The sequence below is a fragment of the Sphingomonas sp. genome (assembly GCF_025353885.1).
Classification (GTDB): Bacteria; Pseudomonadota; Alphaproteobacteria; order Sphingomonadales; family Sphingomonadaceae; genus Sphingomonas_O.
This window is the reverse complement of record NZ_JANXNX010000013.1, coordinates 16,433-43,414: the sequence shown is the minus strand read 5'-3', so window position 1 is coordinate 43,414 and position 26,982 is coordinate 16,433. Positions and strand designations below refer to the sequence as shown.

The following is a 26,982-nucleotide window of genomic DNA, read 5'->3' as shown; positions in this document are numbered from 1 at the left end:
CCCTGGCGTAAAGCGCGCCGATGTCCGACCGTTTCGACACCATCCCCAGTCGTCGTGCCATCATCGACCGGCGTGCGCTGGCCGACGCGCTTGCCGGTTTGACGGGCGATACCGCCGCGCTGCGCGTCCAGGCGGCGGCGTTGCTGAAGCCCGCGCTCGAGGGGGGCCGGGTCGAGATTGCGCGCCGCATCGCCGAACATCCCCAGCGCGGGCGGGAGGCGGCGCAGGCGCAGGCGTTCCTGATCGACCAGATCCTGCGGCTGGCCTATGACTTCACGACGCTGCGCCTGTACCCGACCAACAACCCGACCTCCTCCGAACGGCTGACCCTGGTCGCCGTCGGTGGCTATGGCCGCGCCGAGATGGCCCCGTTTTCCGACGTCGACATCGCCTTTCTGACGCCGTGGAAGCAGACCGGCTGGACCGAACAGGTCATCGAATCGATGCTCTACCTGCTGTGGGACCTGGGCCTGAAGGTCGGCCACTCCAGCCGCTCGCTCGACGAGATGATGCGCATGGCGAAAAGCGACCTGACGATCCGCACCGCCCTGCTGGAGGCGCGCTATGTCTGGGGCGACCAGTCGCTGTATGATGAGGCATCGGCGCGGTTCGATGCCGAAGTCGTGGCCGGCAACGCCCGCGTCTTCGTCTCGGAAAAACTGGCCGAACGCGACGCCCGGCACAAACGCATGGGCGACAGCCGCTATGTCGTCGAACCCAATGTGAAGGAGGGCAAGGGCGGCCTGCGCGACCTCCACACGCTGTTCTGGATCGGCAAATACGTCCACCGAGTCGGCACGGTCGCGGAACTGGTCGACAAGGGATTGCTCACCCGCGAAGAATTGCGCCGCTTTCAAAAAGCAGAAAATTTCCTGCTTGCAGTCCGTTGCCATCTCCACATCGTGGCGGGACGCGCCGAGGATCGGCTGACCTTCGACGTCCAGCCCGAGATTGCGCGGCGGATGCACTATAATGACCGGCCCGGACGCTCGGCGGTCGAACGGTTCATGCAGCACTATTTCCTGACCGCCAAGACCGTGGGCGACCTGACCGGCGTCTTCCTGGCGCATCTCGACGACAGTTTTGCGCCCAAGGGTCGCCGGTTCGGCCTGGCAAGTTTCATGCGGCCCCCGCGCAAACTGGCGGGCTTCGTCCTCGATCGCGGACGGCTCGCCCTGCCAGCCGAAAACTGGTTCCAGGACGACCCGGTGCGGCTCATCGAAATCTTTGCGCTGGCCGATCTGCACGGCCTTGAAATTCACCCGCAGGCGATGCGGATCGCCAATCGCGACGCGCGGTTGATCAACGCCAGAATTCGCAACGATCCTCGCGCAAATGCACTGTTCATGGACGTGCTGACTTCGCCTCGCGATCCCGAGACCGTCTTGCGTTGGATGAACGAGGCCACCGTGTTCGGCCGCTTCGTGCCCGATTTCGGCCGCGTCGTCGCGCAGATGCAGTTCGATATGTATCATCATTATACGGTCGACGAACATTCGATCCGCGCCATCGGGCTGCTCTCGCGCATCGAACACGGCGCGCTGAAGGATGACCATCCGCTCGCGACCACCATCATGCAGCAGATCGTCTCGCGGCGGGTCTTGTATGTGGCGGTCCTGCTTCACGACATCGCCAAGGGTCGCGGCGGCGATCACTCGCTACTGGGGGCCGAGGTCGCGATGCAGCTTTGCCCGCGGCTGGGCATGACGGTTGCCGAGACCGAGACCGTGGCGTGGCTGGTGGCCAAGCACCTCATCATGTCGGCGACTGCGTTCAAGCGCGACCTGTCGGATTTCAAGACGATCATCGACTTTGCCGAACAGGTCCAGTCGCCCGAACGCCTCCGCCTCCTGCTCGCGCTGACGATCGTCGATATTCGTGCGGTCGGGCCCGGCGTGTGGAACGGCTGGAAGCGGCAATTACTGGGCGACCTGTACCAGTCGACCGAAGAAGTGCTGCGGCTGGGCCACAAGCAGACCGGGCGGGTCGAGCGGATCAGCATGAAGCAGCAGACGCTGGCAGCGACGCTCGGTTGGGACCAGCAGCGTTTCGCCACCTATATCAAGCGTCTGCCCGAAAGCTATTGGATCGCCGAGCCCGACGACATCATCGCCAGCAACGCGCGCGTGATCGAGCAGGCGGGCGACGGCGGGCTGTATGTCGCGGCGCAGGTTTACCCGGCGCGCGGTGCAACGCTGATTTCGGTTTATGCCGCCGATCATCCCGGGCTGTTCTTTCGGCTAGCAGGGGCAATCCATCTGACCGGCGCATCCATCATCGACGCGCGTATCCACACCACGCGCGACGGCATGGCGCTCGACAATTTCCTGGTGCAGGATCCGTTCGGGCGGCCATTCGACGACCGGGACCGGCTGAAACGGCTCGAACTGGGGATCGCCGATGCGCTCGCCAATCGCAACCGGCTGCATGACCGGCTGGCCGCGCGCCCATTGTCGCGCCCGCGCGCCGACGCCTTCGCCATCGCGCCGAACGTGCTGATCGATAACAAGGCGTCGAACCGTTACACCGTACTCGAAGTCCACGCCCGCGACCGGCCCGCGCTCCTCAATGCACTCGCCTATGCGCTGTTTCAGTCACACGTCACGATCAGTTCGGCGCACATCGCGACCTATGGCGAACGCGCGGTGGATACGTTTTATGTAACCGACCTGATTGGCGACAAGATCGAAAGCGCCGCGCGATTGAAAACGCTGGAAAAGCGGTTGCTGGAGGCTGCAGCGGGGACCGTCACCGAGGAGAGCGCGGCGGCGTGATAATCAGTCGGAGCCATCACTATTATCTCGTCACCCCGGCGCAGGCCGGGGCCTATACGGCTGTCGGATCGGATGCACCCATTCGGAAACCCATATAGGCCCCCGCCTGCGCCCGGATGACGCGATCGCCTAACGCCCGACCGACTCCCGCACACCCGCATTGCCGCGCCGTTTCAATTCCGCCTTCAAATCTTCGGGCCGTGGTGCCCACAGGAATCCGAAACTGACCGTACCGTGTTTGGTCTCGACGACGTGGTGCAATCGGTGGGCCTGGACGATCCGCTTCATATAGGTCGACCGCGGCACATAGTGCGCGTCGATGCGCTTGTGGACGATGATGTCGTGAAACCCGAAATAGATCGCCCCATAGGCGGCAATTCCGGCACCGACCCATGTCGCCCATTCACCCCAGCCCAGTTGCACACCGCCTAGCAGCAGGACAATCGACGGTCCCGCAAAAATCACTGCGTACAGGTCGTTCAGCTCCCAGGTCCCCGGCCGCGCCCGATGGTGTGACTTGTGAAGCGCCCAGCCAAAACCGTGCATGACCCAACGGTGCGCGACATAGGCGAACCCTTCCATCCCGATGACGGTGGTAACAAGGATCAGGGGGCCGGTCAGGGTCATGAACACAACATAGGCGTTCGGTCGAGAAGTGGGGAGAGGGCGAGACGATTTTCTTCCGCCTTGGGACCTGTCCAGACGAATATCGCCAAGAACGATCGACCACCTGATGCAACATGCTATTGCGAACGAATATCAATTAGATTAGCGTCGACCTCGAAAAGGGGTAATCATGACCACGCACTTGAATAGGATTTTGCTGCTCGGAACTGTTTTTACAGCGACACCCGCCTTGGCTGCGGAGGATGCCGCTGCGGACAGCGCGATCATCATCGTGAACGGACAACGCACAGAGGGCAGCGAAGATTATGCGGTCAAGGCGCAGAGCACCGCCACCCGCATCGCGCTCAGTCAACGCGAAACCCCCCAGTCGGTCAGTGTCGTCACCCGTGCCCAGATCGAGGATTTCCAGCTCACCGACATCAACGCCCTGCTGACCACGGTCCCCGGTGTCAGCGTCCAGATGGCGGAAACCGACCGGATTTATTATTCGGCACGCGGGTTCGACATCCAGACATTCCAGATCGATGGCATCGGACTGCCGTTCGCGTTCGAGGTCGAAACCGGATCGATCGATACCGCGATCTACGATCGTATCGAAATCGTCCGCGGTGCCCCGGGCCTGCTGTCGTCGACGGGTAACCCTTCGGCTGTCATCAACTTCATTCGCAAGCGGCCAACGACGACATTCCAGGCGTCGGCCAGCGCGCAATATGGTTCGTTCGACAGCGTCCGCCTTGACGGCGACGTCAGCGTGCCGATCACAAAGAATGGCCGCGTGCGCGCCCGCGCGGTCGGTGCCTATTACGATGCCGACAGCTATCTTGACCGCTATCATCTCAGGCGTTGGACCGGATACGGCATCGTCGAGGCCGATCTCGGATCGAACACCGTCGTCAGCGCGGGCTACGGGCATCAGGATCACCAGAGCACCGGTGCCCAATGGGGATCGCTGCCGCTCTATTATACCAATGGCAGTCGCATCGATTTCGGCCGTTCGACCAACACCGGACCGAAATGGGCTGGCTGGAACGTCGTCGATCGTCAGATTTTCGGGGATATCACCCACCAGCTCGGTGGCGGCTGGGTCGCCAAGGTAAGCGCAACCCGTCGTGCGATCAGCGAGGATGACGAACTCTTCTATGTGTACGGCAATCCCGATCGCGCCACCGGCGATGGTATTTTCAGCTATCCCGGCGCGTTCCGCAGCCAGACCCGCAACCTGACCCTCGACGCCTATGTCGGCGGCCCCGTCGCGCTGTTCGGACGTACGCATGACGTGATGTTCGGCATCACGCGCAGCGGTCAGACGTATCGGCAATATTCCAGTTACGACCAGTCGGCACTCTTTGTACCGGTGCCCCTCTCGACGGTGTTTAACGGCAGTTTCCCCAAGCCCGATTTCCCCGCCAACTACGATTTGAGCCTCGATACCCACACCCGGCGCGAGACAGCGTATGGCTTGCTGCGTCTGTCGCTGGCCGATCCGTTAAAACTGATGCTCGGCGGTAACGTCACGCACAGCACCAGCGCGGGCTATTCCTATGGCACGCCGACGAACTACGACCGGACGCGGTTCCTGCCCTTCGTCGGGGTGACGCTGGACCTGACCGCGAACATCAGCGCCTATGCAGGCTATGCCGCGATCTTCAATCCGCAAATCCAGGTCGACGTCAATCGCGTCCTGTTAAAGCCGATCGAGGGCAGCAACATCGAGGCCGGGTTCAAGGGCGAATGGTATGCGGGCCGCCTGAACGCCAGCGCGGTCGTCTTTCAGGCCAGGCAGAAAAACACGGCGGAGGCCGCCGGGTTCGATCAGACCATCGGGCAAACCACTTACCGTGGCGTCGATGCGACATCTCAGGGTATCGAGTTCGAATTCGGCGGGCAGATCGTGTCAGGTTTGCAGGCGACTGGCGGCTACACCCTGATGCGCGTCCGCGGCAACGACGACAAGCCGGTACGCACTTTCGTCCCGCGTAATCTCGCGCGACTGAATTTCACCTATTCGCCGCCTTCGCTCGGTGCGCTGAAGATCGGCGCATCGGCCCAGTATCAAAGCCGAATCTATACCGAGCCGGGTACGCGATCGACCACGACCAATGCCCCGATCCGGATCACGCAAAAGGGCTATGCGCTGCTCGATCTGCTCGCCAGCTACGATATTGACGATCATCTGACGATCAGTGCGAACCTGAAGAACGTCACGAACGCGAAATACCTTGGGTCGCTGAACTACGACCAGGGATTTTTTGGGCCACCGCGCTCGGTGCTTGGGACGATCAGGTATAAATACTGACAGGTTGATTGCCACTGTCCTACACCGGAGCCGGGCCTTATGCTTGCTGCCTTCGTTTCCGATCGCCGAATCGCTCGATCGTCATCAGGCGGTCGATAATTTCCTACCCGCGACATTAAATGTCCGATTTACTGCGATTCCTGTGATCCTAGCGGCAGTCTCAACCGTTTTTGACCTGGAACCGGACTGCGAATATATCTTTACGATGCGGAAAATCATCGCCTTTGCGGCCGTTTTGGCACTTTCAGCGTGCGCTACACCCGAATCACGTGTCCGCACCGGGCTGATCGGTGCCGGGCTGCCCGCGCCCGTCGCGTCGTGCATGGCAGCGCGCACGGTCGACCGATTGTCGATTTTGCAACTTCGCCGTTTGCAGTCGATCGTGACTTTGCCCGAGGAGCGGATCGGTGCTCTTACCGTAGCGCAATTCCTCCACCGCGTGCGCGCCCTCGATGACCCGGAAATCGTCAGCGTCGTCACCGGCGCCGCTTTGCGGTGCGCAATCGCAAGCTAGAGGTTGGCAAAGCCGCCCCAGTCATGCTTTAGGCCGCATATCTTTTTTCAGGAGCGCACCCGCCGTGAACATCCATGAATATCAGGCCAAAGAACTTCTCGCGAAATTCGGCGTGCCGATTCCGGCGGGCATTGCCGCGATGAATGTCGAGGAAGCCGTGGCCGCCGCCGCCCAGCTTCCCGGACCGCTGTATGTGGTGAAGGCGCAGATCCATGCCGGCGGGCGCGGCAAGGGCAAGTTCAAGGAACTTGGCCCCGATGCCAAGGGCGGTGTCCGGCTTGCCAAGACCGCGGAGGAGGTCCGCGCCGCGGCGACCGATATGCTCGGCAACACGCTCGTCACGATCCAGACCGGCGAGCACGGCAAGCAGGTCAATCGCCTCTACGTCACCGACGGTGTCGATATCGCCAAGGAATTCTACCTCGCGCTGCTGGTCGACCGCGTCTCGGGCAAGATCGCCATCGTCGCCTCGACCGAAGGCGGCATGAACATCGAGGATGTCGCGCACGATTCGCCTGAGAAAATCGTGTCGATCACCGTCGATCCCGCGACTGGCATCATGCCGCATCACGGTCGCTCGGTGGCAGCAGCACTGGGCCTGACCGGCGACCTTGCCAAGCAGGCCGCCAACGTGACCGAAAAACTCTATGCCGCTTTCATTGGCACCGATGCCGAGCAGATTGAGATCAACCCGCTGGCGGTGACTGATGACGGCAAACTGCTCGTCCTCGATGCCAAGGTCGCTTTCGACGGAAATGCCATGTTTCGCCACAAGGATTTGATGGAACTGCGCGACCTTACCGAAGAAGATCCTGCCGAAGTCGAGGCCTCGAAATACGACCTCGCCTATATCAAGCTCGACGGCAACATCGGCTGCATGGTCAACGGTGCCGGGCTCGCCATGGCGACAATGGACATCATCAAGCTGAACGGCGAGTTTCCCGCCAACTTCCTTGACGTCGGCGGCGGTGCGACGACCGAGAAGGTGACGGCGGCGTTCAAGATCATTCTTGCCGATCCGGCGGTGAAGGGCATCCTCGTCAACATCTTTGGCGGCATCATGAAATGCGACATCATTGCCGACGGCATTGTCGCAGCCGCGAAGGAAGTGAACCTTTCGGTGCCGCTCGTCGTTCGGCTGGAGGGGACGAATGTCGCGGAAGGCAAGGCCATCCTCGCCAACTCGGGTCTGAAGATCGTCGCCGCGAACGATCTGGGTGACGCCGCCAAGAAAATCGTCGCGGAAGTGCGAGCGGCTTAATAATCTCTGAAAGAGAGAAGCAGATGAAGATACTGGTCCCCGTCAAGCGGGTCATCGACTATAACGTGAAGCCCCGCGTCAAGGCGGACGGGTCGGGCGTCGACTTGGCCAACGTCAAGATGAGCATGAACCCATTCGACGAAATCGCCGTTGAGGAAGCCCTCCGCCTGCGCGAAAAAGGCGTAGCGACCGAGGTCATCGTCGTTTCGATCGGCGAGCAGAAATCGCAGGAAACCCTGCGCACCGGCCTCGCCATGGGCGCAGACCGCGCCATCCTCATCGTCAGCGAAACTGAAGTCGAACCGCTCGGCGTCGCCAAGCTGCTTGCCAAGATTGTCGAGGAAGAACAGCCCGGCCTTATCATCCTCGGCAAGCAGGCGATCGACGATGATTCGAACCAGACCGGCCAGATGCTGGCCGCTTTGCTCGGTCGTCCGCAGGGCACGTTTGCCAGCGCGGTCGAAGTCGATGGCGATATGGTGAAGGTTACGCGCGAGGTCGATGGTGGATCGGAAACGGTCTCATTGAAAATGCCTGCAGTCGTCACCACTGACCTTCGCCTGAACGAGCCGCGCTATGCGTCGTTGCCCAACATCATGAAGGCGAAGTCCAAGCCGATGGCGCAAAAAACGCCCGCCGATTACGGCGTCGACGTCGCCAGGCGCCTGACCACGCTGAAAGTGGTCGAGCCTTCGAAGCGCACCGCGGGCGTCAAAGTCGCCGATGTCGATGAACTGGTCGCCAAGCTGAAGACACTGGGAGTGGTAGCATGAAGACGCTGGTCTGGGTCGAACACGACGGCAGCACGGTCAAGGACGCGACGCTTCCCGTCGTTACCGCCGCCTCGCAGCTTGGTGAAGTCCATCTGATCGTGGCAGGCAAGGGCGTCGATGCCGTCGCCGCCCAAGCGGCCAAGATCGCGGGGGCGGGCAAGGTCCATGTCGCCGACGACGCCGCTTACGAACACGCATTGGCTGAAAACGTGGCGCCGCTGATTGTCCAGTTGATGGGCCATCACGATGCATTTCTGGCCCCAGCAACTGCCATCGGCAAGAACATCGCACCGCGGGTCGCGGCGCTGCTCGACGTCATGCAGATCAGCGAAATTCTTTCGGTTGACGGTCCTGATACATTCACGCGCCCGACCTATGCCGGCAACGCGATTGCAACTGTCCAAACGTCGGACGCCAAGAAGGTCATCACCGTTCGCGGGACCGCCTTTGCCAAGGCCGAACGTGAAGGCGGCAGCGGCACGATCGAAGCCGTGACCTCGACCGGCGACGCTGGGCTTGCCACGTTTGTCAGCGCCGAAATCGCGAAGTCGGAACGCCCCGAACTGACCAGTGCAAAGATCATCGTATCGGGTGGCCGCGCACTCCAGAACGCCGAGAATTTTCATACGATCATCGAACCCCTTGCCGACAAGCTTGGCGCAGGGGTCGGCGCATCGCGTGCGGCGGTTGATGCCGGCTATGTCCCCAACGACTATCAGGTCGGCCAGACCGGCAAGATCGTTGCTCCCGAAGTCTATATCGCGATTGGTATCTCGGGCGCGATCCAGCATCTTGCGGGCATGAAAGATTCGAAGATCATTGTCGCGATCAACAAAGACGACGACGCCCCGATTTTCCAGGTGGCCGACATCGGGCTGGTGGGTGACCTGTTCAAGATCGTGCCGGAACTGACCAGCAAGCTCTAAAGCACGTCGGCCGGGTCGGGGCCTAGTCCGACGACCCGGTCACGCGCTGTGCGCCGCTGAAATACAGTACCCCGCACCCTGCCAGAGCTGACGCCACCGACCCCATCAGCACGCCGATCTTCACCGCATCGGCCTGCTCGGGCGCGGCGAACGCCAGTCCGCCGATGAACAGGCTCATCGTGAATCCGATCCCGCAGAGCAGCGCGACCCCATAGACTTGCGCCCACGAAGTTCCTGCTGGACGTACGGCGATGCCTAGCCGGACTGCACCCCAGACCGCCCCGAACACGCCCGCCTGCTTGCCTACGAACAAACCCAGCGCGATCGCCAACGGCAGCGGCGCAAGCGCGGCCTCTGCCCCGCCAAGCGAAACCCCCGCATTGGCGAAGCCGAACAGCGGGACGATCGCAAAGGCCACCCACGGTTGCAGCCCGTGTTCCAGCCGGTGCAACGGTGATTCGGTATTGTCAGGCGCACCCGGCGTCCGTGTCACCGGCACCGCGACTGCCGCCAATACGCCAGAGACCGTCGCATGAACCCCCGACAACAGCATCGCGTACCAGAGCATTACGAAACCGATGAGATACCAGCGCGCCCGGACGACACCAATTCGGTTCATCGCCAGCATCGCGCCAAACACCACCACCGCCGCGCCCAGCGCCAGCCAGTTCAGCGCCGCTGTATAAAATAGCGCGATAATCGCTACCGCTCCGACATCATCGACGATCGCAACGGTCGTCAGAAACAGCTTTAGCGAGGTCGGCGCTCGTTTACCGAGTAACGCCAGTAGGCCCAGCGCAAACGCAATGTCGGTCGCCGCCGGGATCGCCCATCCGCGCGACAGGTCGACGTCCCCTCGCGTGATCGCGAGATACACGAGCGCGGGGATCACCATCCCCGCGGCGGCGGCAATGAATGGCAGCCTCCGGTCGGTCCATGTCGCCAGGTGACCATCGACAAACTCGCGCTTGATCTCGAGCCCGACGAGCATGAAGAACACCGCCATAAGCGCATCGTTAATCCACAGATGCACTGTCATCGCCCCAATCTGTGGGGACAAGGTCGGCCCGACTGCCAGGTGCAGCATACCGAAATAAGCCGGGGCCAGCGCAGAGTTGGCGATCAGCATCGCAAGGATCGCGGACGCGATCAAAATGATCCCGCCTGCGGCTTCGGTCGCCAGAAAATCACGAAGGACGGATCGGTATCGCATAATCATTGGCCTCCCTACCCCAGATCCGCCGCTTCCTGAATGGGTTTCGGTCTGTAGCGGCAGCCTCTCGTAAATAATCGTTATGAGGTCGCAACATTATCTTGCAGAAAAGAAATTATTCGGCAAACGTGGGTTAGCTGGGGAGCAATCGACTATGCTGCCAGTATTCGAAATCACGGTTGGCATTTCGCATGAGTTGACGCTCTTTTCGGTCGTCGGATTTATAATCGGGGGACTGGACGATTTGTTGATCGATCTGATCTGGATGGGCAGACGCATCGCCCGACGACTGACCGTCTATCGAAACAAACCGGCAACCACCAGCGCGACATTGATGGCGGCACGCACGCCCGGACGCGCCGTTGTCTTCGTGCCCGCCTGGGACGAAGGAGCGGTGATCGGATCGATGCTGGCGCATGGCATTTCCGCCTTCGGGTCGCAAGATTATCGCATCTATGTCGGCTGCTATCCCAACGATCCCGCCACGCTGGCCAGCATTCGATCGGTTCGGTCGGACAACATCCGGATCGTGATGGGGGCGGTCGATGGACCGACGACCAAGGCGGGCTGTCTCAACACGATATGGCGGGCGTTGGTGCACGACGAAAGCCGCGAAGGCTGGCGCGCAAAGTCGATCGTGCTGCACGACGCCGAAGATATTGTTCATTCTGCCGAATTGCGCGTGTTCGACCGCTTGATCGAGCGTTTCGACTTCGTACAGCTGCCGGTCCTGCCATTGGTCGATCGGCATTCCCGCTGGGTGGGAGGGCATTATATCGATGAATTTGCTGAAGCTCACGGCAAGACCATCGTCGTGCGCGAAGCGATTGGCGCGGGGATTCCGGCGGCGGGAGTGGGCTGCGCGTTTTCGCGCGAAATGATCGGGGACATCGCTCAAATGCGCGGCGGCAATCCATTCGACCAGGACAGCCTGACCGAGGATTACGAACTGGGCTTGCGTATTGCCGAATTGGGCGGGCGTGGGATCTTTGTACGCTTGCCCCATGCCGGGGGTGGCCTGGTCGCAGTCCGTGCGCATTTTCCGGCATCGCTGGAACAGGCCGTGCGACAGAAATCGCGTTGGGTCGCAGGGATAGCTTTATCGGGCTGGGACCGGCTTGGCTGGCACGGCGGGGCTGCTGAAACCTGGATGCGGCTTCATGATCGGCGGGCGCTGGCGGGGGCAATCGTGCTGCTGGTGGCCTATGCCGGGCTGGTGTTGACCATGCTCACCCGAGCCGCGGGGTGGGCGTTCGGCCGCCCATTGCCCACAGTCTCGCCCCTTATGAACGGATTGTTGCTGGCAAGCGGTGCGATCCTCCTTTGGCGGCTCGGGATGCGAGCCGGTTTCGTAACCGCAACCTATGGCTGGAGAGAGGGGCTGCGGTCGATCCCACGCGCGGTCGTCAGCAACGTAATCCACGTCATGGCCGTGCGGCGCGCGGTGGCGATATATTTGCGGACACGACGTGACGGCGTGGTTCGATGGGATAAGACCGCACACGCCTTTCCATTGATCCTTCCTGCTGAATGACAATTGCGCGTGTGTCGGTCAGCCGTCCACTGCGAGCGGTCTTTATCGTCCTCAGCGCCTGGATCGTAACGCGGGCGGGTATGCTCTGGCATGCAGCAGTCGGGATCGCGGTCCCCGGTCACCTTTCAATCGCTGTCGCGGTGCCCGTGATCGAGGTCAGAGCAATCGTTCGCCCTTTGACGGAGCGGCTTGAAGTGCCCGTGCCAGGAAAATCCCTTGCCGTGCTGTTGGCAAGACAGGCGATCATTGATCGAAGAGAAACCATGACCCCCCGGTCCGCCCGTCTCGCACGAACTGCCCGCCCCGCCCCGATGATCTTATTCGAAGATTTTAACACGCCCGTGAATTTGGCGTCTGACAGACCGCAACTGGTGCCCATGGTGTCATCTTCGGGGCCACGCTCTCGCCTGTCCGGTTCGGCGTGGGCTTTATTCCGCCCCGACTCTGCCGGTTCGACCCTCGGGCCGGGCGGCACTTTGGGCGGCGCGCAGGCCGGGGTGCGGGCATTTTACGAACCGGGACCGCGCGGGCTGGCGCTGACGGTGCGGCTCAGCGCACCGCTGGCCCTGCGCTCCGGCCGCGAGGCATCGGCAGGCGTCGGCATCAGGGGGCGCGCGGTCGGCATTCTACTGGAACGGCGGATCGCGCTCGATGACGGCGCGCGCAATGCGATGTCGGTGACGGCTTATGGCGGGTTCAACGATGTCGTGCTGCCTCATGGTTTGCGCGCCGAGGGCTATGGTCAGATTGGCATCGTCGGCGCGCGACGCCGTGATGCATTTGCCGATGGCGCCGTCCGGATCGTGCACCCGCTGTCGGGCGCGGGCACGACGCGGCTTGCGGTCGGCGCGGCGCTGTCCGGGGGCGCGCAACCTGGCGTCACGCGGGTCGATGTCGGTCCCGAGCTGATCGGGATCGTGTCAGCGGACCAACGGCCCGTGCGCATCACGGCGGGTTGGAGACAGCGCATAGCAGGCAACGCGGCACCCGGCTCCGGGCCCGCGCTCAGTGTCGATATTGGATTTTAATAGGCGCAAACCGCTTTCGCATGCCGCCCCGTGCCGCTAGTCCTCCGGTCAATGGACATCTATCTGCCCATCGCCAATCTGTCGGTAAACGCGCTGGTCATCGTCCTTCTGGGCGCGGGTGTCGGCCTGTTGTCGGGCATGTTTGGCGTGGGTGGCGGATTCCTGACGACGCCGCTGCTGATCTTCTATGGCATCCCCCCTACCGTCGCCGCGGCCTCGGCCGCAACCCAGGTGACGGGGGCAAGCGTATCGGGGGCGCTGGCCCATTATCGGCGCGGGGGCGTGGACCTGCACATGGGCGCGGTGCTGGTTGTCGGGGGCATTTTCGGCGCGATCGCGGGGTCCGTAATCTTCAAGCTGCTTCAGGCAGGGGGACAGATCGATACCGTCATTGCTGTGCTTTATGTCGTCTTGCTCGGCTCGATCGGCGGGTTGATGGCCAAGGAGGCCTGGACGAGCATCAGCGCGGCACGGCGGGGGATCGCCTTGCCACCCGGCAAGCGGCGTCATCATCCTCTGGTTGCCGCGCTTCCGCTACGCTGGCGATTCTATGCCTCAGGACTATATATCTCACCGCTCGCGCCGCTCTTGCTCGGCTTTGCGACGGGGATCCTGACTGTGCTGCTGGGTGTCGGTGGCGGGTTCATCATGGTTCCGGCCATGCTCTATTTGCTGGGCATGGCCACGCGGGTCGTCGTGGGCACATCGTTGTTCCAGATATTGTTCGTTACCGCCGTGACGACGATGGTTCATGCGTTAACCACGCACGCCGTTGACATCGTGTTGGCGGCCCTGCTGCTGCTGGGCAGCGTCGTTGGGGCGCAAGTCGGCGCGCGGCTCGCGCAAAAGTTTCGGCCCGATTACCTGCGGCTGTTGCTGGCGGTGATCGTCCTGCTGGTGGCGATCAGGATGGCGGTCGGTCTTGGATTCAGGCCCGACGAGATTTTCTCGGTCCAGCAGTTTTGAAGCGCCTGTTTGCCCTGCTGCCGCTCCTGCTGTTGGTCGGCGCGCGCGAGCCAATCCTTGTGCCCGACGTATCGCAGAACGAAGTGGAGATCATCTACAGCTTTACCGGGGCCGAATTGCTCCTGTTCGGTGCAATCGTTTATCCAGGTGGGCGCGTTCCCGATGGCCACACCGATGTCGCGGTCGTGCTAAAGGGGCCGCCCCAGTCGATCCTGGTGCGTGAAAAGCAAAAGATCGGTGGATTGATCTGGGCCAATGCCGACAGCGCGCGGTTCCGGTCCGCGCCGACCTTTTACGCCATTGCATCGTCGCGACCGCTCCAAATGCTGATCGACGAACGGACGGCGGCGATCTACGAACTTGGCCTCGGCAACGTCCATCTGTCACCTGCCAGCAGTGCACTGCCCGCCGAGCAAAGGCGCTTCGAAACCGGGTTCGTCGATTTGCGCGGACGCAGCGGCCTGTATGTCAGCCACCCGTCCAGCGTTACGATCAGGCAAGGGGTCCTTTATCGCGCGCGCATCGCCATCCCGGCGCGGGTCCCGGTGGGGCGCTATACGGCGGAGACATTCCTGATTCGCGATGGCAAGGTCATCGCCGCCGCCACGCGTGACATCGACATCCGGAAATCGGGGTTCGAACGGTTTATCGCAACCGCGGCGACGCACTGGCCGTTCACCTACGGCATGGTGGCAGTCCTGTTGTCGCTCGCGTTCGGCTGGGCAGCAGGCGCCATTTTCCGCCGGATTTAACCGTTACCGCTCTGTTTACGCATTCGCGCTACATGATCTGTTCTGAATTCGAAGCGGGACGATTGAGACTATGGATATGCACCGAAGCGGCACTTTCGAAGGCGCGACCGAACACGCGGTTACGCCTTCTGTTTCGTTTGCCCGCGAACCCATCGGTGCGGTCGTCGACATATCGGGTTCGTCATCGCAGATCAGGCTGGACCAGATGGCGATGGCGCGCCTGGCGGACGCCGACGACCCCTGCCTGGCGATGGGCGGACAGGTCGGCAGCCTCATCAAGGTCAAGGTCGGATCGAACTGGCTGATGGCGAACGTCCGAACGCTGAAGGCCGATGGTGACCGCGATGGCGCAATCATCGGCTTCATCGATTTCCTCGGCGAGGGCGACGAGGAGCGGTTGACCGGCAAAATCTATAATTTCCGTCGCGGTGTCACGCGCTACCCGATGCCGGGTTCAGGCGTTTATCCGGTGACGAGCCAGGACATGAAGCAGATGTATGCGGCAGAAGATCGCCCGCACATCGAGATCGGCACGGTTTATCCGACCCGCGACATTCGCGGCGCATTGTTCATCGATGCGCTGCTGGGCAAGCATTTCGCGCTGCTCGGTTCGACCGGCACCGGAAAGTCGACCAGCGCCGCGTTGATCCTGCACCGGATTTGCGAAATGGCACCGCAGGGTCACATCGTCATGATCGATCCGCACGGCGAATATTCGGCGGCGTTCAAGACCAACGGCGCGCTGTTCGACGTCTCCAACCTCGCGATGCCGTACTGGCTGATGAACTTCGAGGAACATTGCGAAGTGTTCATTCCGGGCGGCAGGGAAGAGCATCAGATGGATGCCGACATCCTCGCCAAATGCCTGCTGGCCGCAAAGGCGAAAAGCCGCGCAGCCGAGGGGATTGCCAAGCTGACCGTCGATTCGCCAATCCCCTATCTGCTCAGCGACCTGACCGCGAACATCCAGTCGGAGATGGGTCGCCTCGACAAGGCAGGCGACAGCGCCCCCTACATGCGGCTGAAGACCAAGATCGATGAGATCAAGTCCGACCCGCGCTACAGTTTCATGTTTTCGGGGATGCTGGTCGCGGACACGATGGCCGGCTTTCTGGGCCGCGTGTTCCGGCTGCCGGGGGACGGCAAGCCGATCTCAATCATCGACGTTTCGGGAGTGCCGTCGGACATCACTTCGGTGGTGGTCGCGGTACTGGCGCGCCTGGTGTTCGACTATGCGATCTGGTCGCGCAACGAGCCCCAGCGCCCCATCCTGCTCGTCTGCGAAGAGGCGCATCGCTATGTGCCGTCGGACCAGAACGGCAAGGTCAGCTCGGTCGGCAAGATTCTTGGCCGCATCGCCAAGGAGGGTCGTAAATACGGCGTCTCGCTGGGTCTGATCACGCAGCGCCCATCCGATCTTGCCGAAGGGGTGCTGTCGCAGTGCGGCACCATTATCGCGATGCGCCTGAACAACGAGCGCGACCAGGCCTATGTCCGGTCGGCCATGCCCGAGGGTGCGCGCGGATTCCTCGATACGATCCCGGCGCTGCGCAACCGCGAGTGCATCGTCTGCGGCGAAGGCGTCACGATCCCGATCCGCGTGGCATTCGACGCGCTCGAAGAGGTCAAGCGTCCGGCTTCGAGCGATCCGCTGTTCTCAAAACTGTGGACCGAATCTGGCGGCGAGGACGAGATGCTGGGCCGGGTGATCAAACGGTGGCGCAGCCAAGGTCGCTGATCTAGCACTGCGAATGTTGATGCCTGATCCAACCGAGGCGGTAAAATAATGTCCGGCGAACGACTGACCCGACCCAAATCCGCGGTCAGCACCGGGGTCGGTCTCTCTGGATTGGCGGGACTGTTCCTGTGGTTTGCCATCGCGCGCCAGTATGGCCTCAGCGGGCCCTTTGCCGCATTGACCAATGTGGCGGCGTGCGGGATTCCGATGGTGCTGTGGTCGCTGCTGGTCGACCGGGTCCATCGCAATCCATCGACCGGAATCGATTGGGACAGTCCGGCCCGGTCCCTGGCGCAATCGCTCGACACCAGCCTGTCGAAGCTGGCGGGCCTGTGGGCGACCTGGGCGCTCATCGCGTGCATTTATGCAATCAGTCGGTTTTATTGGACGGGAAACTACCTGTTCGCGATGAAACTACTGATCGTCGCGGCGCCGGTCCTGTTTGTCCTGTCGGTGCCCTACATCCTGTGGATCGATACCCGTTTGAAGCACCCGCACGACGGGGCATGGGCGCTGGGTCAGTGGCTGATGGGCAGTGGCCCGTTCGACCGCGCGGCGATTGCCGACCATCTGCGAAGCTGGGCGGTCAAGGGTTTCTACCTTGCCTTCATGCTGTCGATCGTGCCGGGAGGCTTTGGCGAAGTCGTGGCCCGTCCGTGGGCAGAAATCGTTTCCTCGCCGGTGGCAATCACCAACTACCTGATCTCCTTCATGTTCGTGATCGACGTGGCGATGGCGACGGTCGGCTATGTGCTGACGATGAAACCACTCGACGCGCATATCCGTTCGGCAACCCCCTATGCCGAAGGGTGGGTCGCAGCATTGATTTGCTATCCGCCGTTCATCCTGATGGGAAACAACGGTCCGCTCGACTATCATCAGGGGACGATGGACTGGAGCCACTGGCTTGGCGGACAGTCGGTTCTGCTTGGCATCTGGGGCGGCGTGCTGGTCCTGCTGACCGCTATCTATGCGTGGGCGACGGTCGCGTTCGGATTACGCTTTTCGAACCTGACGCACCGCGGCATCCTGACGCACGGCCCCTATGCGTGGGTGAGGCACCCAGCCTATCTTTCGAAAAATGCGTTCTGGTGGCTGTCGACCCTGCCGTTCCTGGTGACGAGCGGCAGCACGATCGAGGCAGCGCGCAACACCGCGATCATGGCCATTGTCAGCGGTGTGTATTACTGGCGCGCCAAAACCGAAGAAAAACACCTTGGGAACGACGCCGCCTATCGTGACTATTCCCGATGGATGCGCCAACGCTGGTCAAAGCGAGTGCGCTAGAAACTCATCTCGTCATAGATTCGCGAGATATTGCCATTCCATTCGCCATGATAGCGGTCGAGCAGGCGCTGGGCCGGAACCTTGCCGCTTGAAATGATCTCGCGCAGCGGGTCAAGGAACCCCTGTTCGGTGTCGCCGATCGAATTGATGCGGTTGCGCGCTTTCAGGCCTGCGTCGGCGATGTCGAGAATGACCTTCCCAAGTTCGCGCAGCGTCCGGCCGCGCGGTCCCCGGGCATCGAGGGCAAGACGCGGAACCTCGTCGCGGATGCGCTGATGATCCGCGATCGTCCAGTGCTTTACTTCGTCCCAGGCGGCATCGAGCGCGGTCTGGTCATAAAGCAGCCCGACCCAGAATGCGGGCAGTGCGCAAATCTTGTTCCATGGCCCACCATCAGCCCCGCGCATTTCAAGGAAGCTCTTCAGCCGGACCTCGGGAAAGGCTGTCGACAGATGGTCGGTCCAGTCCTGCAACGTCGGCTTTTCTCCCGGCAGGACCGAAAGTTCGCCTTTCAGGAAGTCGCGAAAACTGAGACCGGCGGCGTCGACATATTTGCCGTCGCGGAAGACGAAATACATCGGCACGTCGAGCATGAAGTCGGCGTAGCGTTCATATCCGAAACCATCTTCGAAAACGAAGGGCAGCATACCGGTGCGCGCGCTGTCGGTGTCGGTCCAGATGTGGCTGCGATAGGACAGAAAGCCGTTGGGCTTGCCCTCAAGAAATGGCGAATTGGCGAACATCGCGGTGGCGAGCGGCTGGAGCGCCAGCGAAACCTGGAACTTTTTGACCATGTCCGCCTCGGACGAATAGTCGAGATTTGTCTGGATCGTGCAAGTCCGCAGCATCATGTCCAGCCCCATCGTACCGACGCGCGGCATATGGTCGAGCATAATCTTGTAACGGCCCTTTGGCATAATCGGCAGTTCGGCACGAGTCTTGTCAGGCCACAGTCCGAGCCCCAAGAAGCCCAGCCCTAGCCGATCACCCACTTCCTTGACCTGTTGCAGATGACGGCCGGTCTCTGCGCAAGTTTCGTGCAAATTGTCGAGCGGCGCACCCGACAGCTCGAACTGGCCCGCTGGCTCGAGGCTAACGTTGCCGTCCGGACCGCCCAATGCAATGATATTCTCGGCCTCATAAATCGGTTCCCAGCCGTAGCGCGTCAGGCCGATCATAAGGGCGTGGATACCGCCCTTTTCCTCGTAAGACGGCGCACGTTTGTCCTTGGTGAAATAGACGAACTTTTCGTGTTCGGTGCCGATCCGCCAGTGGTCCTTCGGCTTTTCACCCTTCGAGAACAATCCGATCATGTCCACACGACTTTCCATCGGCGGTTCGAGTTCTTCATGGGTGGCACGTGTCGTCATATTCGCGCCCTTAATCCGACGCGTGGCGAATGGGAACGAAGATTATGCATCAATCACTACCGATCGTTAGGGATTGATCATCAGGCGGTTGTCTGTGGCGCTTGGGTCGATCAGCTCCGGTCGGAAAGCGCCATCCAAACCGCAATCGCGGCGATAGCAGCGGTGTCGGCGCGGAGGATGCGTGGCCCGAGCGTAATCGGGACCGCACCGGGGGTTGCGCGAATGGCATCGCGTTCGGCGTCGTCAAAGCCGCCCTCGGGTCCGATCAGAATTGCGGCAGGCCCGGGATGCGTGGCGATGGCAGCGTCGAACGGCTGGCCCCCGGCTTCGTCGGCAAAAAATAATATACGGTCGGCCAGCGTCGCCAGCCAGTCAATCAGTTTGGTCTGCGCGGCAATGACCGGCAGCGCGGTGCGCCCGCATTGTTCGGCCGCCTCGATCATGTGCGCGCGCAAGCGGTCGTCCTTGACCTTGTCCACGACCGCGCGGCGCGTCAGGACCGGCACGAAACGTGCAATCCCCAATTCACACGACTTCTCGGCGACCCAATCGTACCGGGCGCGACGGATCGGGGCGGCGGCAAGCCACAGGTCGGGCACGGTTTCGCGCGGTTTCAGATTTGCGATGACGTCCAGGGTAATGTCGCGGCGGTTGACCGTGATCGCCTGGGCAAGCCATTCGCCGCTGACATCGTCGAACAGTCTGACATGTTCTCCCGGCTTGATCCGCATCACAGAGACCAAATAATGCGCCTGCGCGCCCTCGATGCGAAGCTGGGCGTTTTCGGACAAGCGCGTCGCGACGAACAGCCGAACGCTGCTTTCGGGTGGCCAGGCGGGAGTAGCGGGCATAAGGCCCCCTAGCATGACCGGAGACGTCGTCACCACGCCCGACAGCGAAATGCGCGGACTCGTCCGCTATCTGCCGCGCACGTTGCGACCCTTTGCATTGCTGGCGCGATTCGACCGGCCGATTGGCTGGTGGCTGCTGTACTGGCCGGGGGCATGGGGACTATTGCTGGCGGGGGGCTTGCGCGAAGCCTGGCCGCTGCTGCTCTGGCTCTTGCTCGGCGCGATTGCGATGCGGGGCGCGGGCTGCGTCTATAACGATATCGTCGATCGCGATCTGGATGCGCTGGTTGAACGGACGCGCAACCGGCCGCTCGTTAGCGGCGCAGCCAGCGTAAAGGCAGCGTGGATCTGGCTGGGGGCACTTTGCCTGGTCGGGCTGGTCGTGTTGCTGCAACTGCCGCCGCTTGCAGCAAGTATCGCGCTAGGCAGCCTGGCTCCGGTTGCAGCCTATCCATTCATGAAACGGATAACATGGTGGCCGCAGGCATGGCTGGGGATCGTCTTTTCGTGGGCGCTGCTGGTCGGCTGGACTGCAGTCACCGGTCGAGTCGAAGGGCCGATGTTCCTGCTTTATGGCGGCAGTATCGCATGGGTAGTCGGCTATGACACGATTTATGCGCTGCAGGACGTGGAGGACGATGCGCTGATCGGAGTGCGATCTTCGGCGCGCAGGATGGGCAGCCACGTGCGCGGCGGAGTTGCATTATTCTACGCACTGGCGCTGGCCTTGTGGGCAGGTGCGTTCTGGATCGCGCGACCCGATGTGCTGGCACTGGTGACGCTGGTGCCGATGGCGGTGCATCTTGGCTGGCAGGTCATGACGCTGAAAGTCGGGGCCGGTACCGACGCGCTGGCGAAATTCCGGTCGAATCGCTTTGCCGGCCTACTGATGGCGCTTGCCTGTGCGGTTGTTGGTAATGCAGGGCTTTGACGTGAGCCGTCACCCTGCCTAGGAAAACCGATGCTTACCCGTGAACAGGCGCTCACACGCGCTACCGATCTTGTTGCCCGCGCCGTCAAGGGCGGAGCCGATGCCGCCGACACCGTCTATGCCGCCAACGCCGCGACCTCGGTGGAAATGCGGCTTGGCGCGCTTGAAGGAGTCGAGCGATCCGAAAGCCAGGAAATCGGACTGCGCGTATTCGTCGGCAAGGGATCGGCGACCGCTTCGTCCTCCGACCTGTCCGACGACGCGCTGGCACAACTGGTCGAACGCACCGTGGCAATGGCACGGCTTGCGCCCGAAGACCGGTTCGCAGGGCTCGCGCCCGATGAACTGATCTCCCACGGCCCGTTCCGCGATTTCGACATCGACGATGGCGGGGAGGCCGGACCTGAATTGCTGCGCGCTGCCGCGCTGGAAGCGGAGGACGCGGCCCGCGCCGTCCCGGGCATCACCAACAGCGAGGGCGCGGGCGCCAGTGCCGGGCGCAGCACGATGGCACTGGCGACAAGCGCCGGTTTCGCCGGCTATTCGAGCGGATCGAGTCACGGCGTCTCGGCCAGCGTGCTGGCGGGCGAGGGGGCTAGCATGCAGCGCGATTACGCGTCGCATTCGGTCCGCCATCGCAGCGACCTGGACGCCCCCGCGCTGGTCGGGTTGAAGGCCGGCAATCGCGCCATTGACCGGATGAACCCCGTGCGCCTGAAAAGCGGCCCGATGACGGTCGTGTACGATCCCCGCGTCGGCGCATCGCTGCTCGGCCACCTGATCGGCGCGATCACCGGGTCGGGCATCGCCCGCAAGACCAGCTTCCTGCTCGACGCGCTCGGCACCGCGATCTTTGATTCGGGGATCACGGTTTTCGACGATCCGTGGCGCGTTCGCGGACTTCGCAGTCGGGCCTTCGATGGCGAGGGGCTGGCAACCACGCCCTCCCGATTAATCGACAAGGGCGTCCTGACCGCATGGATCGCCGACAGCGCCTCGGCGCGCCAGATCGGCATCGCGCCCACCGGCCATGCTGCCCGCGGCATATCGGGCGCGCCGGGCGCCGGGCCGAGCAATGTGCACATGGAGGCAGGAACGGTCACGCCCGAGGCCCTGATTGCCGACATTCGGGATGGGTTTTATGTGACCGAGCTGATCGGGATGGGCGTCAACGGGCTGACCGGAGACTATAGCCGGGGCGCGTCAGGCTTTCGCATCGTTAATGGAGAGATTGCCGGCGCGGTTTCGGAGGTTACCATCGCGGGAAATCTGAAGGATATGTTTCGCGTTGCCATTCCCGCCAACGATCTCGAGTTTCGCCATTCGGTCAATGTGCCGACGATCCGCGTGGACGGGATGACGCTTGCCGGTGAATAGCCTGTTGTCAGCCGTCTCCGAAGCCGCCCGCGCCGCCGGAGCAATGGCGTTTTCCCGCTGGCGTGGTGAGTTCGAAAGCTGGGACAAGGTGCCCGGCGAGATCGTCTGCGAGATCGACCTCGCCGCCAACGACATGCTGCGCCAGGCCTTGCGCAAGATCGATCCCGAGGCAGGCTGGTTTTCCGAAGAAACCGCCGATTCGGCAGAGCGCCTGATGTGCACCCGGGTCTGGGTCGTCGATCCGATCGATGGCACCCGCGATTTCGTGCGCGGACGGCCCGGCTGGGCGGTGTCGGTGGCACTGGTCGAGGGGGGGCGGTCGATCCTCGGCGTGCTCGATGCCCCGGCGCGTGAGGAACATTGGGCGGCGGCGCTGGGCAATGGGGCAACGCTCAACGGAGTGCCGCTTCACGCCAGCACGCGCACCCAACTGCCCGGCGCGCGGGTGCCTGCCGACGTCCTGCCCCGCGCCGATGCCCACCTGACGATGGTCGTTCGTCCCAATTCGATTGCGCTGCGCATGGCGATGGTCGCGCGCGGCGACGCCGACTTGCTGGCGGCGATGCGCTGGGGCCATGAATGGGACATCGCGGCCGCCGCCCTGATCGCCCAGGAAGCGGGCGCAACCGTCACCGATGCGCGCGGACAGACGCTGCGATTCAATTCGACCAAGGGTGAGATGTTCGGCGTGCTGTGCTGCGCGCCTGGTATCCATGCCGCTGCGGTCGAACGCCTGGCCGAACGCGCCGCAGTTGCGGTGGTGCGCTAGGGTCTTTAAGCCGCGCCCGATATGACCGACACACCAGCGACCGAAAAGCGCGACTATCGCGACACCGTCTTCTTGCCGAAGACCGATTTCCCCATGAAAGCCGGGCTTCCTGCCAAGGAGCCGGTGATTTTGGAGCGGTGGCAGGCGGCCGGCCTGTACGACAAGCTGCGCGACGCGCGCCGGGGCCGGGAAAAGTTCATCCTCCACGATGGCCCCCCCTATGCCAACGGCGACATGCACATCGGCCATGCGCTGAACCATATCCTGAAGGACATGGTCGTCCGCACGCAGACCCTGCTCGGCAAGGACGCGCCCTATGTGCCAGGCTGGGATTGCCACGGTCTGCCGATCGAGTGGAAGGTCGAGGAAGCGTATCGCAAGAAAAAGCTGAACAAGGACGAGGTTCCCGCCGCCGAGTTCCGCGCTGAATGTCGTGCCTATGCGCGCGGCTGGGTCGATACCCAGCGTGAGCAGCTGAAGCGGTTGGGCATCAACGCCGACTGGGATCACCCGTATCTCACGATGGATTTCGAGGCCGAGGCGACCATCGTGTCGGAATTGATTAAGTTTGCCGATAGCGGCCAGCTTTATCGCGGTGCCAAGCCTGTGATGTGGTCGCCGGTCGAGAAGACGGCTTTGGCCGAGGCCGAGGTTGAGTATGAGGACGTCGTCTCGACGCAGATCGATGTTGCGTTTGAGATTGTCGAATCCGCTGTGCCGGAACTGGTCGGTGCGTACGCGGTGATCTGGACGACGACGCCGTGGACGATCCCGGTCAATCAGGCTTTGGCTTATGGGCCGGAGATTGAGTATGTTTTGATGCGGTCTGGCAATAAGTCGCTGCTCATCGCCTTGAACCTATGGAACGATACAGCACAGCGCATCGGCTTATCTCCATTTCTTTCCGAGGGGGACGGTTGGGTTGTTGCTTGGGTTGGCAAAGGTTCCGACCTCGCCGGAACCATCGCCCGCCACCCGATGGCTAAAGTCTTCTCTTCACCCCTCCCCTTCAGGGGGGGGGACGGGGGTGGGGACTGTCCGCCCGACGCGCAACTAGACAGTTCCCACCCCAACCCCTCCCCTTTAGGGGAGGGGCAATCGAAAATGGCGGAATTTTTCCTACGCCCACGTCCGCTCCTCGCGGGCGATTTCGTCACGACGGAAACCGGCACCGGCCTCGTCCACATGGCCCCCGACCACGGCGAGGACGATTTCCTGCTGTGCAAGGCCAATGGCATCGAACCCGTTTTCGCGGTCGAGGGCGACGGCAAATACCGCGCCGACTGGGCTTGGCTCGGCGGACAGGGGTCGGTGATCAACGCCAAGTTCGTCGCCCCCGACGGGCCGATCTGCAACGATTTGCGCGACGCGGGCGGTCTGCTCGCGGCGTCGGCGGACTATAAGCATAGCTATCCGCATAGCTGGCGCTCGAAGGCCAAGGTCATCTTCCGCTGCACCCCGCAGTGGTTCATCCCGATGGATCAGGGTAAAACGACCCTCCGCGAAACTGCGCTTCAGGCCATCACCGACACCCGCTGGATCCCCGAAAAGGGCCGCAACCGCATCAACGCAATGGTCGAGGGTCGTCCCGATTGGGTCATCAGCCGTCAGCGCGCCTGGGGTGTGCCGATCACGCTGTTCGTCGATCGCAAGACCGGCGCGTATCTGAACGACCCGGCGGTCAACGCGCGGATCATAGCCGCCGTGCGCGAACAGGGCGTGGATGCGTGGACCGATGAGGCCGCGCAGGGGTTCCTCGGGGAAACGTATGACGCCGCCGATTACGAGCGCCAGACCGACATCCTCGACGTATGGTTCGACAGCGGCTGCACCCACGCGTTCGTACTGGAATCGGGCAAATGGCCCGACCTGCTGCGGTCCGAAGGCTATACCGGCCCACCCGCCGACCTGTATCTGGAGGGGAGCGACCAGCATCGTGGCTGGTTCCAATCGTCCCTCCTCGAAAGCTGCGGCACGCGGGGGGGCGCGCCGTATAAAGCGGTCCTGACCCACGGTTTCACGATGGATGCGAAAGGCATGAAAATGTCCAAGTCGCTCGGCAACACCATCGACCCGCAGATGCTGATGAAGGACAGCGGTGCCGATATCCTGCGTCTGTGGGCGCTGAGCATCGACTTCACCGAAGACAATCGCATCGGCAAGGAAATCCTCAGCGGCATTTCGGACCAGTATCGAAAGCTCCGTAACACGTTCCGCTATCTGCTCGGCGCACTGGAAGGGTTTTCCGAAGCCGAGCGTGTGCCGGTTGCGGACATGCCCGAACTCGAACGCTATGTCCTGCATCTGCTGGCCGACATGGACGCAAAACTGCGGATCGCGGTCGATGAGTATGATTTCAACACCTATGTTCGCCTGCTGAGCGACTTTGCCAACAACGACCTCAGCGCATTCTTCTTCGATATCCGCAAGGACTCGCTGTATTGCGACGTCGGGCCAGCGTTGTGCGAGGGGACGCTAAAACGGCGGGCTTATCGGACGGTACTGGACACTGTGTTCGAAGCATTGGTGCGCTGGGCTGCTCCGGTGCTGGTGTTTACGGCGGAGGAAGTGTGGACGACGCGGCATCCGGAAGCCGGGTCGGTGCATTTGCAGGAGTGGCCGGAGGTTGATGCTGGTTGGTTTCAGCTGCGGATCGGTGATTTGGACCCATCCGTTGATATGGCCGGCAGCGACGGATACCAGTGGTATTGGGAAAGCGTTCGGCAAGTTCGTCGTTCAGTGACAGAGGCGATTGAGCCAATTCGCCGTGAAAAGAGACTGGGTTCCAGTTTGGAAGCGGTCGTGAGCTATCCGCTGAAAGATCAGTTCGTTTTAGATAATATCGTCGATTTGGATTTCGCGGAACTTTGCATCGTCTCAAATTTCAAGGTCAAGACCGATGGCGCGATTGATATCGCCATAACCACCCACCAGAAATGCGGCCGCTGCTGGCGTCACCTCCCCGAAGTCGTGGAAGACGGCGACCTGTGCAACCGTTGCACCGAAGTCGTCGGCGAACCTGCATGACCGGCACTCCCGCAAACCGCCGCCTCGGCCTCATCCTCGCGATCCTCGTCCTCGCGGCCGACCAGTTCAGCAAATATATGGTCACGGTCCCCTTCGGCCTGAAGGGGCGCGGGCAGATCGTCATCACCTCGTTCTTCAACCTGACGTGGGTGGAAAACTACGGCGTCTCGCTCGGGATGCTGACCGCCGACACCAACATGGGGCGTTGGCTGCTCGTCGGTCTGACAGCGCTAATTTCCATCGGCGTCACGGTCTGGCTGTGGCGCGAAAAGAACACGCAGGATGCGTTCGGCCTCGGCCTCGTCCTTGGCGGCGCGATCGGCAATATCGTCGATCGAGTCCGCTTTTCGCACGTCGTCGACTTCGCCGATTTGCATTTTGGCGAATTTCGGCCTTTCCTGGTGTTCAACGTCGCCGATGCCGCTATTACCGTTGGCGTTCTCATATTGCTGTTCCGCGCGCTCCTCGTGCGCGACAAGACGAAAGTAGCACAAGATGCGTAAGACAATCGTAGCAAGCGTAGCCGTTCTGGCGGTTGCAGCCACTCTGGCGGGCTGTGGCAGTTCGAAGGGCGGCGGCGTTTTCAACCGCGCCCGTCCCGATGAAATGGCCGTATCGCGCGCGCAGCCTTTGGTCGTGCCACCCGATTTCGCGCTGACCACGCCAAAGCCCGGCGCGGCGCGTCCGCAGGAAGTCGATGCGTCCACCCAGGCTTTGCAGGCGATGTTCGGTGGCCCGGCACCGCGCAGCCCGGCCGAGACCGGCGCGATCGACCAAGCAGGCGGCGCGCGTGCGGCGGCGGGCATCCGGTCGGAAGCAGGCGATCCCGGCACGACGGTCGTCGACAAGGGTTCAACAACCCGCGATATCATTGCGGCCCCGGTCGGCGACGGCCAAGGCGCGCGAGCGACTGCTCCGAACCAGTAATTCGCCGGTTCCCCAAGTCGTGAAGACTTCGGACTCGACGC

Annotated in this window: 22 protein-coding genes; 18 read left to right on the top strand and 4 right to left on the bottom strand. The window is 62.2% G+C overall.

Annotated features, from left to right (window positions below):
- Positions 1 to 20: 20 nt before the first annotated feature.
- Positions 21 to 2,774, top strand: coding sequence for a [protein-PII] uridylyltransferase (locus Q0R02_RS01830; RefSeq protein ID WP_293880290.1), 2,754 nt, complete (start codon positions 21 to 23; stop codon positions 2,772 to 2,774).
- A 129-nt stretch (positions 2,775 to 2,903) separates the two neighbouring features.
- Here the strand turns inward: Q0R02_RS01830 and Q0R02_RS01825 are convergent, their stop codons facing one another.
- Positions 2,904 to 3,401: a sterol desaturase family protein gene (locus Q0R02_RS01825; protein WP_293880288.1), complete on the bottom strand. Its 498-nt coding sequence runs from the start codon at positions 3,399 to 3,401 to the stop codon at positions 2,904 to 2,906.
- A gap of 169 nt (positions 3,402 to 3,570) precedes the next feature.
- Here Q0R02_RS01825 and Q0R02_RS01820 point away from each other — a divergent pair, with 169 nt between their 5' ends.
- The 5 genes from Q0R02_RS01820 to Q0R02_RS01800 all read left to right on the top strand — a co-directional run bounded on the left by Q0R02_RS01820 (position 3,571) and on the right by Q0R02_RS01800 (position 9,171).
- On the top strand, positions 3,571 to 5,697 hold the full coding sequence (locus Q0R02_RS01820) for a TonB-dependent siderophore receptor (RefSeq protein ID WP_293880286.1): 2,127 nt from the start codon (positions 3,571 to 3,573) through the stop codon (positions 5,695 to 5,697).
- A 43-nt stretch (positions 5,698 to 5,740) separates the two neighbouring features.
- Positions 5,741 to 6,211: a hypothetical protein gene (locus Q0R02_RS01815; RefSeq protein ID WP_367271407.1), complete on the top strand. Its 471-nt coding sequence runs from the start codon at positions 5,741 to 5,743 to the stop codon at positions 6,209 to 6,211.
- A gap of 64 nt (positions 6,212 to 6,275) precedes the next feature.
- On the top strand, positions 6,276 to 7,472 hold the full coding sequence (sucC, locus tag Q0R02_RS01810; protein WP_293880284.1) for an ADP-forming succinate--CoA ligase subunit beta: 1,197 nt from the start codon (positions 6,276 to 6,278) through the stop codon (positions 7,470 to 7,472).
- Between the two features lie 23 nt (positions 7,473 to 7,495).
- A complete protein-coding gene (locus Q0R02_RS01805; RefSeq protein WP_293880282.1) occupies positions 7,496 to 8,245 on the top strand; it encodes an electron transfer flavoprotein subunit beta/FixA family protein in 750 nt (249 codons plus the stop codon).
- Positions 8,242 to 9,171 (top strand): electron transfer flavoprotein subunit alpha/FixB family protein, encoded by a 930-nt coding sequence (locus Q0R02_RS01800; RefSeq protein WP_293880281.1) that lies wholly within the window; start codon positions 8,242 to 8,244, stop codon positions 9,169 to 9,171. The genes Q0R02_RS01805 and Q0R02_RS01800 overlap by 4 nt, the downstream gene beginning before the upstream one ends.
- Positions 9,172 to 9,193: 22 nt before the next feature.
- Here Q0R02_RS01800 and nhaA read toward each other — a convergent pair whose 3' ends face one another.
- A complete protein-coding gene (gene nhaA / locus Q0R02_RS01795; RefSeq protein WP_293880279.1) occupies positions 9,194 to 10,390 on the bottom strand; it encodes a Na+/H+ antiporter NhaA in 1,197 nt (398 codons plus the stop codon).
- A 148-nt stretch (positions 10,391 to 10,538) separates the two neighbouring features.
- On the opposite strand from nhaA, the gene Q0R02_RS01790 reads away from it, so the two are divergent.
- From Q0R02_RS01790 to Q0R02_RS01765, 6 genes are all read left to right on the top strand, one after another.
- A complete protein-coding gene (locus Q0R02_RS01790; RefSeq protein WP_293880277.1) occupies positions 10,539 to 11,918 on the top strand; it encodes a glycosyl transferase family protein in 1,380 nt (459 codons plus the stop codon).
- A gap of 371 nt (positions 11,919 to 12,289) precedes the next feature.
- Positions 12,290 to 12,946, top strand: coding sequence for a hypothetical protein (locus tag Q0R02_RS01785; protein ID WP_293880275.1), 657 nt, complete (start codon positions 12,290 to 12,292; stop codon positions 12,944 to 12,946).
- Between the two features lie 51 nt (positions 12,947 to 12,997).
- Positions 12,998 to 13,912 carry a sulfite exporter TauE/SafE family protein gene (locus Q0R02_RS01780; protein WP_293880332.1) on the top strand — a complete coding sequence of 305 codons (915 nt, stop codon included), beginning with the start codon at positions 12,998 to 13,000 and terminating at the stop codon, positions 13,910 to 13,912.
- Positions 13,909 to 14,664: a TIGR02186 family protein gene (locus Q0R02_RS01775; protein WP_293880274.1), complete on the top strand. Its 756-nt coding sequence runs from the start codon at positions 13,909 to 13,911 to the stop codon at positions 14,662 to 14,664. The genes Q0R02_RS01780 and Q0R02_RS01775 overlap by 4 nt, the downstream gene beginning before the upstream one ends.
- Positions 14,665 to 14,734: 70 nt before the next feature.
- Positions 14,735 to 16,402, top strand: coding sequence for a DUF87 domain-containing protein (locus Q0R02_RS01770; protein ID WP_293880272.1), 1,668 nt, complete (start codon positions 14,735 to 14,737; stop codon positions 16,400 to 16,402).
- A 48-nt stretch (positions 16,403 to 16,450) separates the two neighbouring features.
- The gene (locus Q0R02_RS01765) at positions 16,451 to 17,689 is read left to right on the top strand and encodes an isoprenylcysteine carboxylmethyltransferase family protein (RefSeq protein WP_293880270.1); all 1,239 of its coding nucleotides are present in this window, start codon (positions 16,451 to 16,453) and stop codon (positions 17,687 to 17,689) included.
- Here Q0R02_RS01765 and Q0R02_RS01760 read toward each other — a convergent pair.
- Both Q0R02_RS01760 and Q0R02_RS01755 read right to left on the bottom strand, forming a co-directional pair.
- Entirely contained in the window at positions 17,686 to 19,059 is a 1,374-nt protein-coding gene (locus Q0R02_RS01760; RefSeq protein WP_293880269.1) for a glutamate--cysteine ligase, read from the bottom strand. The two genes, Q0R02_RS01765 and Q0R02_RS01760, sit on opposite strands and share 4 nt — an antisense overlap.
- 110 nt (positions 19,060 to 19,169) lie before the next feature.
- Positions 19,170 to 19,910, bottom strand: coding sequence for a 16S rRNA (uracil(1498)-N(3))-methyltransferase (locus Q0R02_RS01755; protein ID WP_293880268.1), 741 nt, complete (start codon positions 19,908 to 19,910; stop codon positions 19,170 to 19,172).
- Between the two features lie 13 nt (positions 19,911 to 19,923).
- Between Q0R02_RS01755 and ubiA the strand changes: the two genes are divergently transcribed.
- Genes ubiA through Q0R02_RS01725 form a run of 6 tightly spaced genes read left to right on the top strand, consistent with a single transcriptional unit; the run spans position 19,924 to position 26,941 of the window.
- Positions 19,924 to 20,841 (top strand): 4-hydroxybenzoate octaprenyltransferase, encoded by a 918-nt coding sequence (gene ubiA / locus Q0R02_RS01750; protein ID WP_293880266.1) that lies wholly within the window; start codon positions 19,924 to 19,926, stop codon positions 20,839 to 20,841.
- Between the two features lie 30 nt (positions 20,842 to 20,871).
- On the top strand, positions 20,872 to 22,218 hold the full coding sequence (locus tag Q0R02_RS01745; protein WP_293880264.1) for a TldD/PmbA family protein: 1,347 nt from the start codon (positions 20,872 to 20,874) through the stop codon (positions 22,216 to 22,218).
- The gene (locus Q0R02_RS01740; RefSeq protein WP_293880263.1) at positions 22,205 to 22,987 is read left to right on the top strand and encodes an inositol monophosphatase family protein; all 783 of its coding nucleotides are present in this window, start codon (positions 22,205 to 22,207) and stop codon (positions 22,985 to 22,987) included. The genes Q0R02_RS01745 and Q0R02_RS01740 overlap by 14 nt, the downstream gene beginning before the upstream one ends.
- 21 nt (positions 22,988 to 23,008) lie before the next feature.
- Positions 23,009 to 26,014 carry an isoleucine--tRNA ligase gene (gene ileS / locus Q0R02_RS01735; RefSeq protein WP_293880262.1) on the top strand — a complete coding sequence of 1,002 codons (3,006 nt, stop codon included), beginning with the start codon at positions 23,009 to 23,011 and terminating at the stop codon, positions 26,012 to 26,014.
- Complete coding sequence (gene lspA, locus Q0R02_RS01730) at positions 26,011 to 26,517, top strand: signal peptidase II (protein ID WP_293880260.1); 507 nt, start codon at positions 26,011 to 26,013, stop codon at positions 26,515 to 26,517. The genes ileS and lspA overlap by 4 nt, the downstream gene beginning before the upstream one ends.
- Positions 26,510 to 26,941, top strand: a complete 432-nt coding sequence (locus Q0R02_RS01725; RefSeq protein WP_293880259.1) for a DUF3035 domain-containing protein — start codon at positions 26,510 to 26,512, stop codon at positions 26,939 to 26,941. The genes lspA and Q0R02_RS01725 overlap by 8 nt, the downstream gene beginning before the upstream one ends.
- Positions 26,942 to 26,982 lie beyond the last annotated feature (41 nt).

What these genes read in the sequence shown, in the direction of transcription:
- Q0R02_RS01830 (WP_293880290.1), top strand. Translation starts at nt 21, where the DNA reads ATGTCCGACCGTTTCGACACCATCCCCAGTCGTCGTGCCATCATCGAC.
- Q0R02_RS01825 (WP_293880288.1), bottom strand. Translation starts at nt 3,401, where the DNA reads ATGACCCTGACCGGCCCCCTGATCCTTGTTACCACCGTCATCGGGATG.
- Q0R02_RS01820 (WP_293880286.1), top strand. Translation starts at nt 3,571, where the DNA reads ATGACCACGCACTTGAATAGGATTTTGCTGCTCGGAACTGTTTTTACA.
- Q0R02_RS01805 (WP_293880282.1), top strand. Translation starts at nt 7,496, where the DNA reads ATGAAGATACTGGTCCCCGTCAAGCGGGTCATCGACTATAACGTGAAG.
- Q0R02_RS01800 (WP_293880281.1), top strand. Translation starts at nt 8,242, where the DNA reads ATGAAGACGCTGGTCTGGGTCGAACACGACGGCAGCACGGTCAAGGAC.
- nhaA (WP_293880279.1), bottom strand. Translation starts at nt 10,390, where the DNA reads ATGATTATGCGATACCGATCCGTCCTTCGTGATTTTCTGGCGACCGAA.
- Q0R02_RS01790 (WP_293880277.1), top strand. Translation starts at nt 10,539, where the DNA reads ATGCTGCCAGTATTCGAAATCACGGTTGGCATTTCGCATGAGTTGACG.
- Q0R02_RS01780 (WP_293880332.1), top strand. Translation starts at nt 12,998, where the DNA reads ATGGACATCTATCTGCCCATCGCCAATCTGTCGGTAAACGCGCTGGTC.
- Q0R02_RS01770 (WP_293880272.1), top strand. Translation starts at nt 14,735, where the DNA reads ATGGATATGCACCGAAGCGGCACTTTCGAAGGCGCGACCGAACACGCG.
- Q0R02_RS01765 (WP_293880270.1), top strand. Translation starts at nt 16,451, where the DNA reads ATGTCCGGCGAACGACTGACCCGACCCAAATCCGCGGTCAGCACCGGG.
- Q0R02_RS01760 (WP_293880269.1), bottom strand. Translation starts at nt 19,059, where the DNA reads ATGACGACACGTGCCACCCATGAAGAACTCGAACCGCCGATGGAAAGT.
- Q0R02_RS01755 (WP_293880268.1), bottom strand. Translation starts at nt 19,910, where the DNA reads ATGCCCGCTACTCCCGCCTGGCCACCCGAAAGCAGCGTTCGGCTGTTC.
- ubiA (WP_293880266.1), top strand. Translation starts at nt 19,924, where the DNA reads ATGACCGGAGACGTCGTCACCACGCCCGACAGCGAAATGCGCGGACTC.
- Q0R02_RS01745 (WP_293880264.1), top strand. Translation starts at nt 20,872, where the DNA reads ATGCTTACCCGTGAACAGGCGCTCACACGCGCTACCGATCTTGTTGCC.
- ileS (WP_293880262.1), top strand. Translation starts at nt 23,009, where the DNA reads ATGACCGACACACCAGCGACCGAAAAGCGCGACTATCGCGACACCGTC.
- lspA (WP_293880260.1), top strand. Translation starts at nt 26,011, where the DNA reads ATGACCGGCACTCCCGCAAACCGCCGCCTCGGCCTCATCCTCGCGATC.
- Q0R02_RS01725 (WP_293880259.1), top strand. Translation starts at nt 26,510, where the DNA reads ATGCGTAAGACAATCGTAGCAAGCGTAGCCGTTCTGGCGGTTGCAGCC.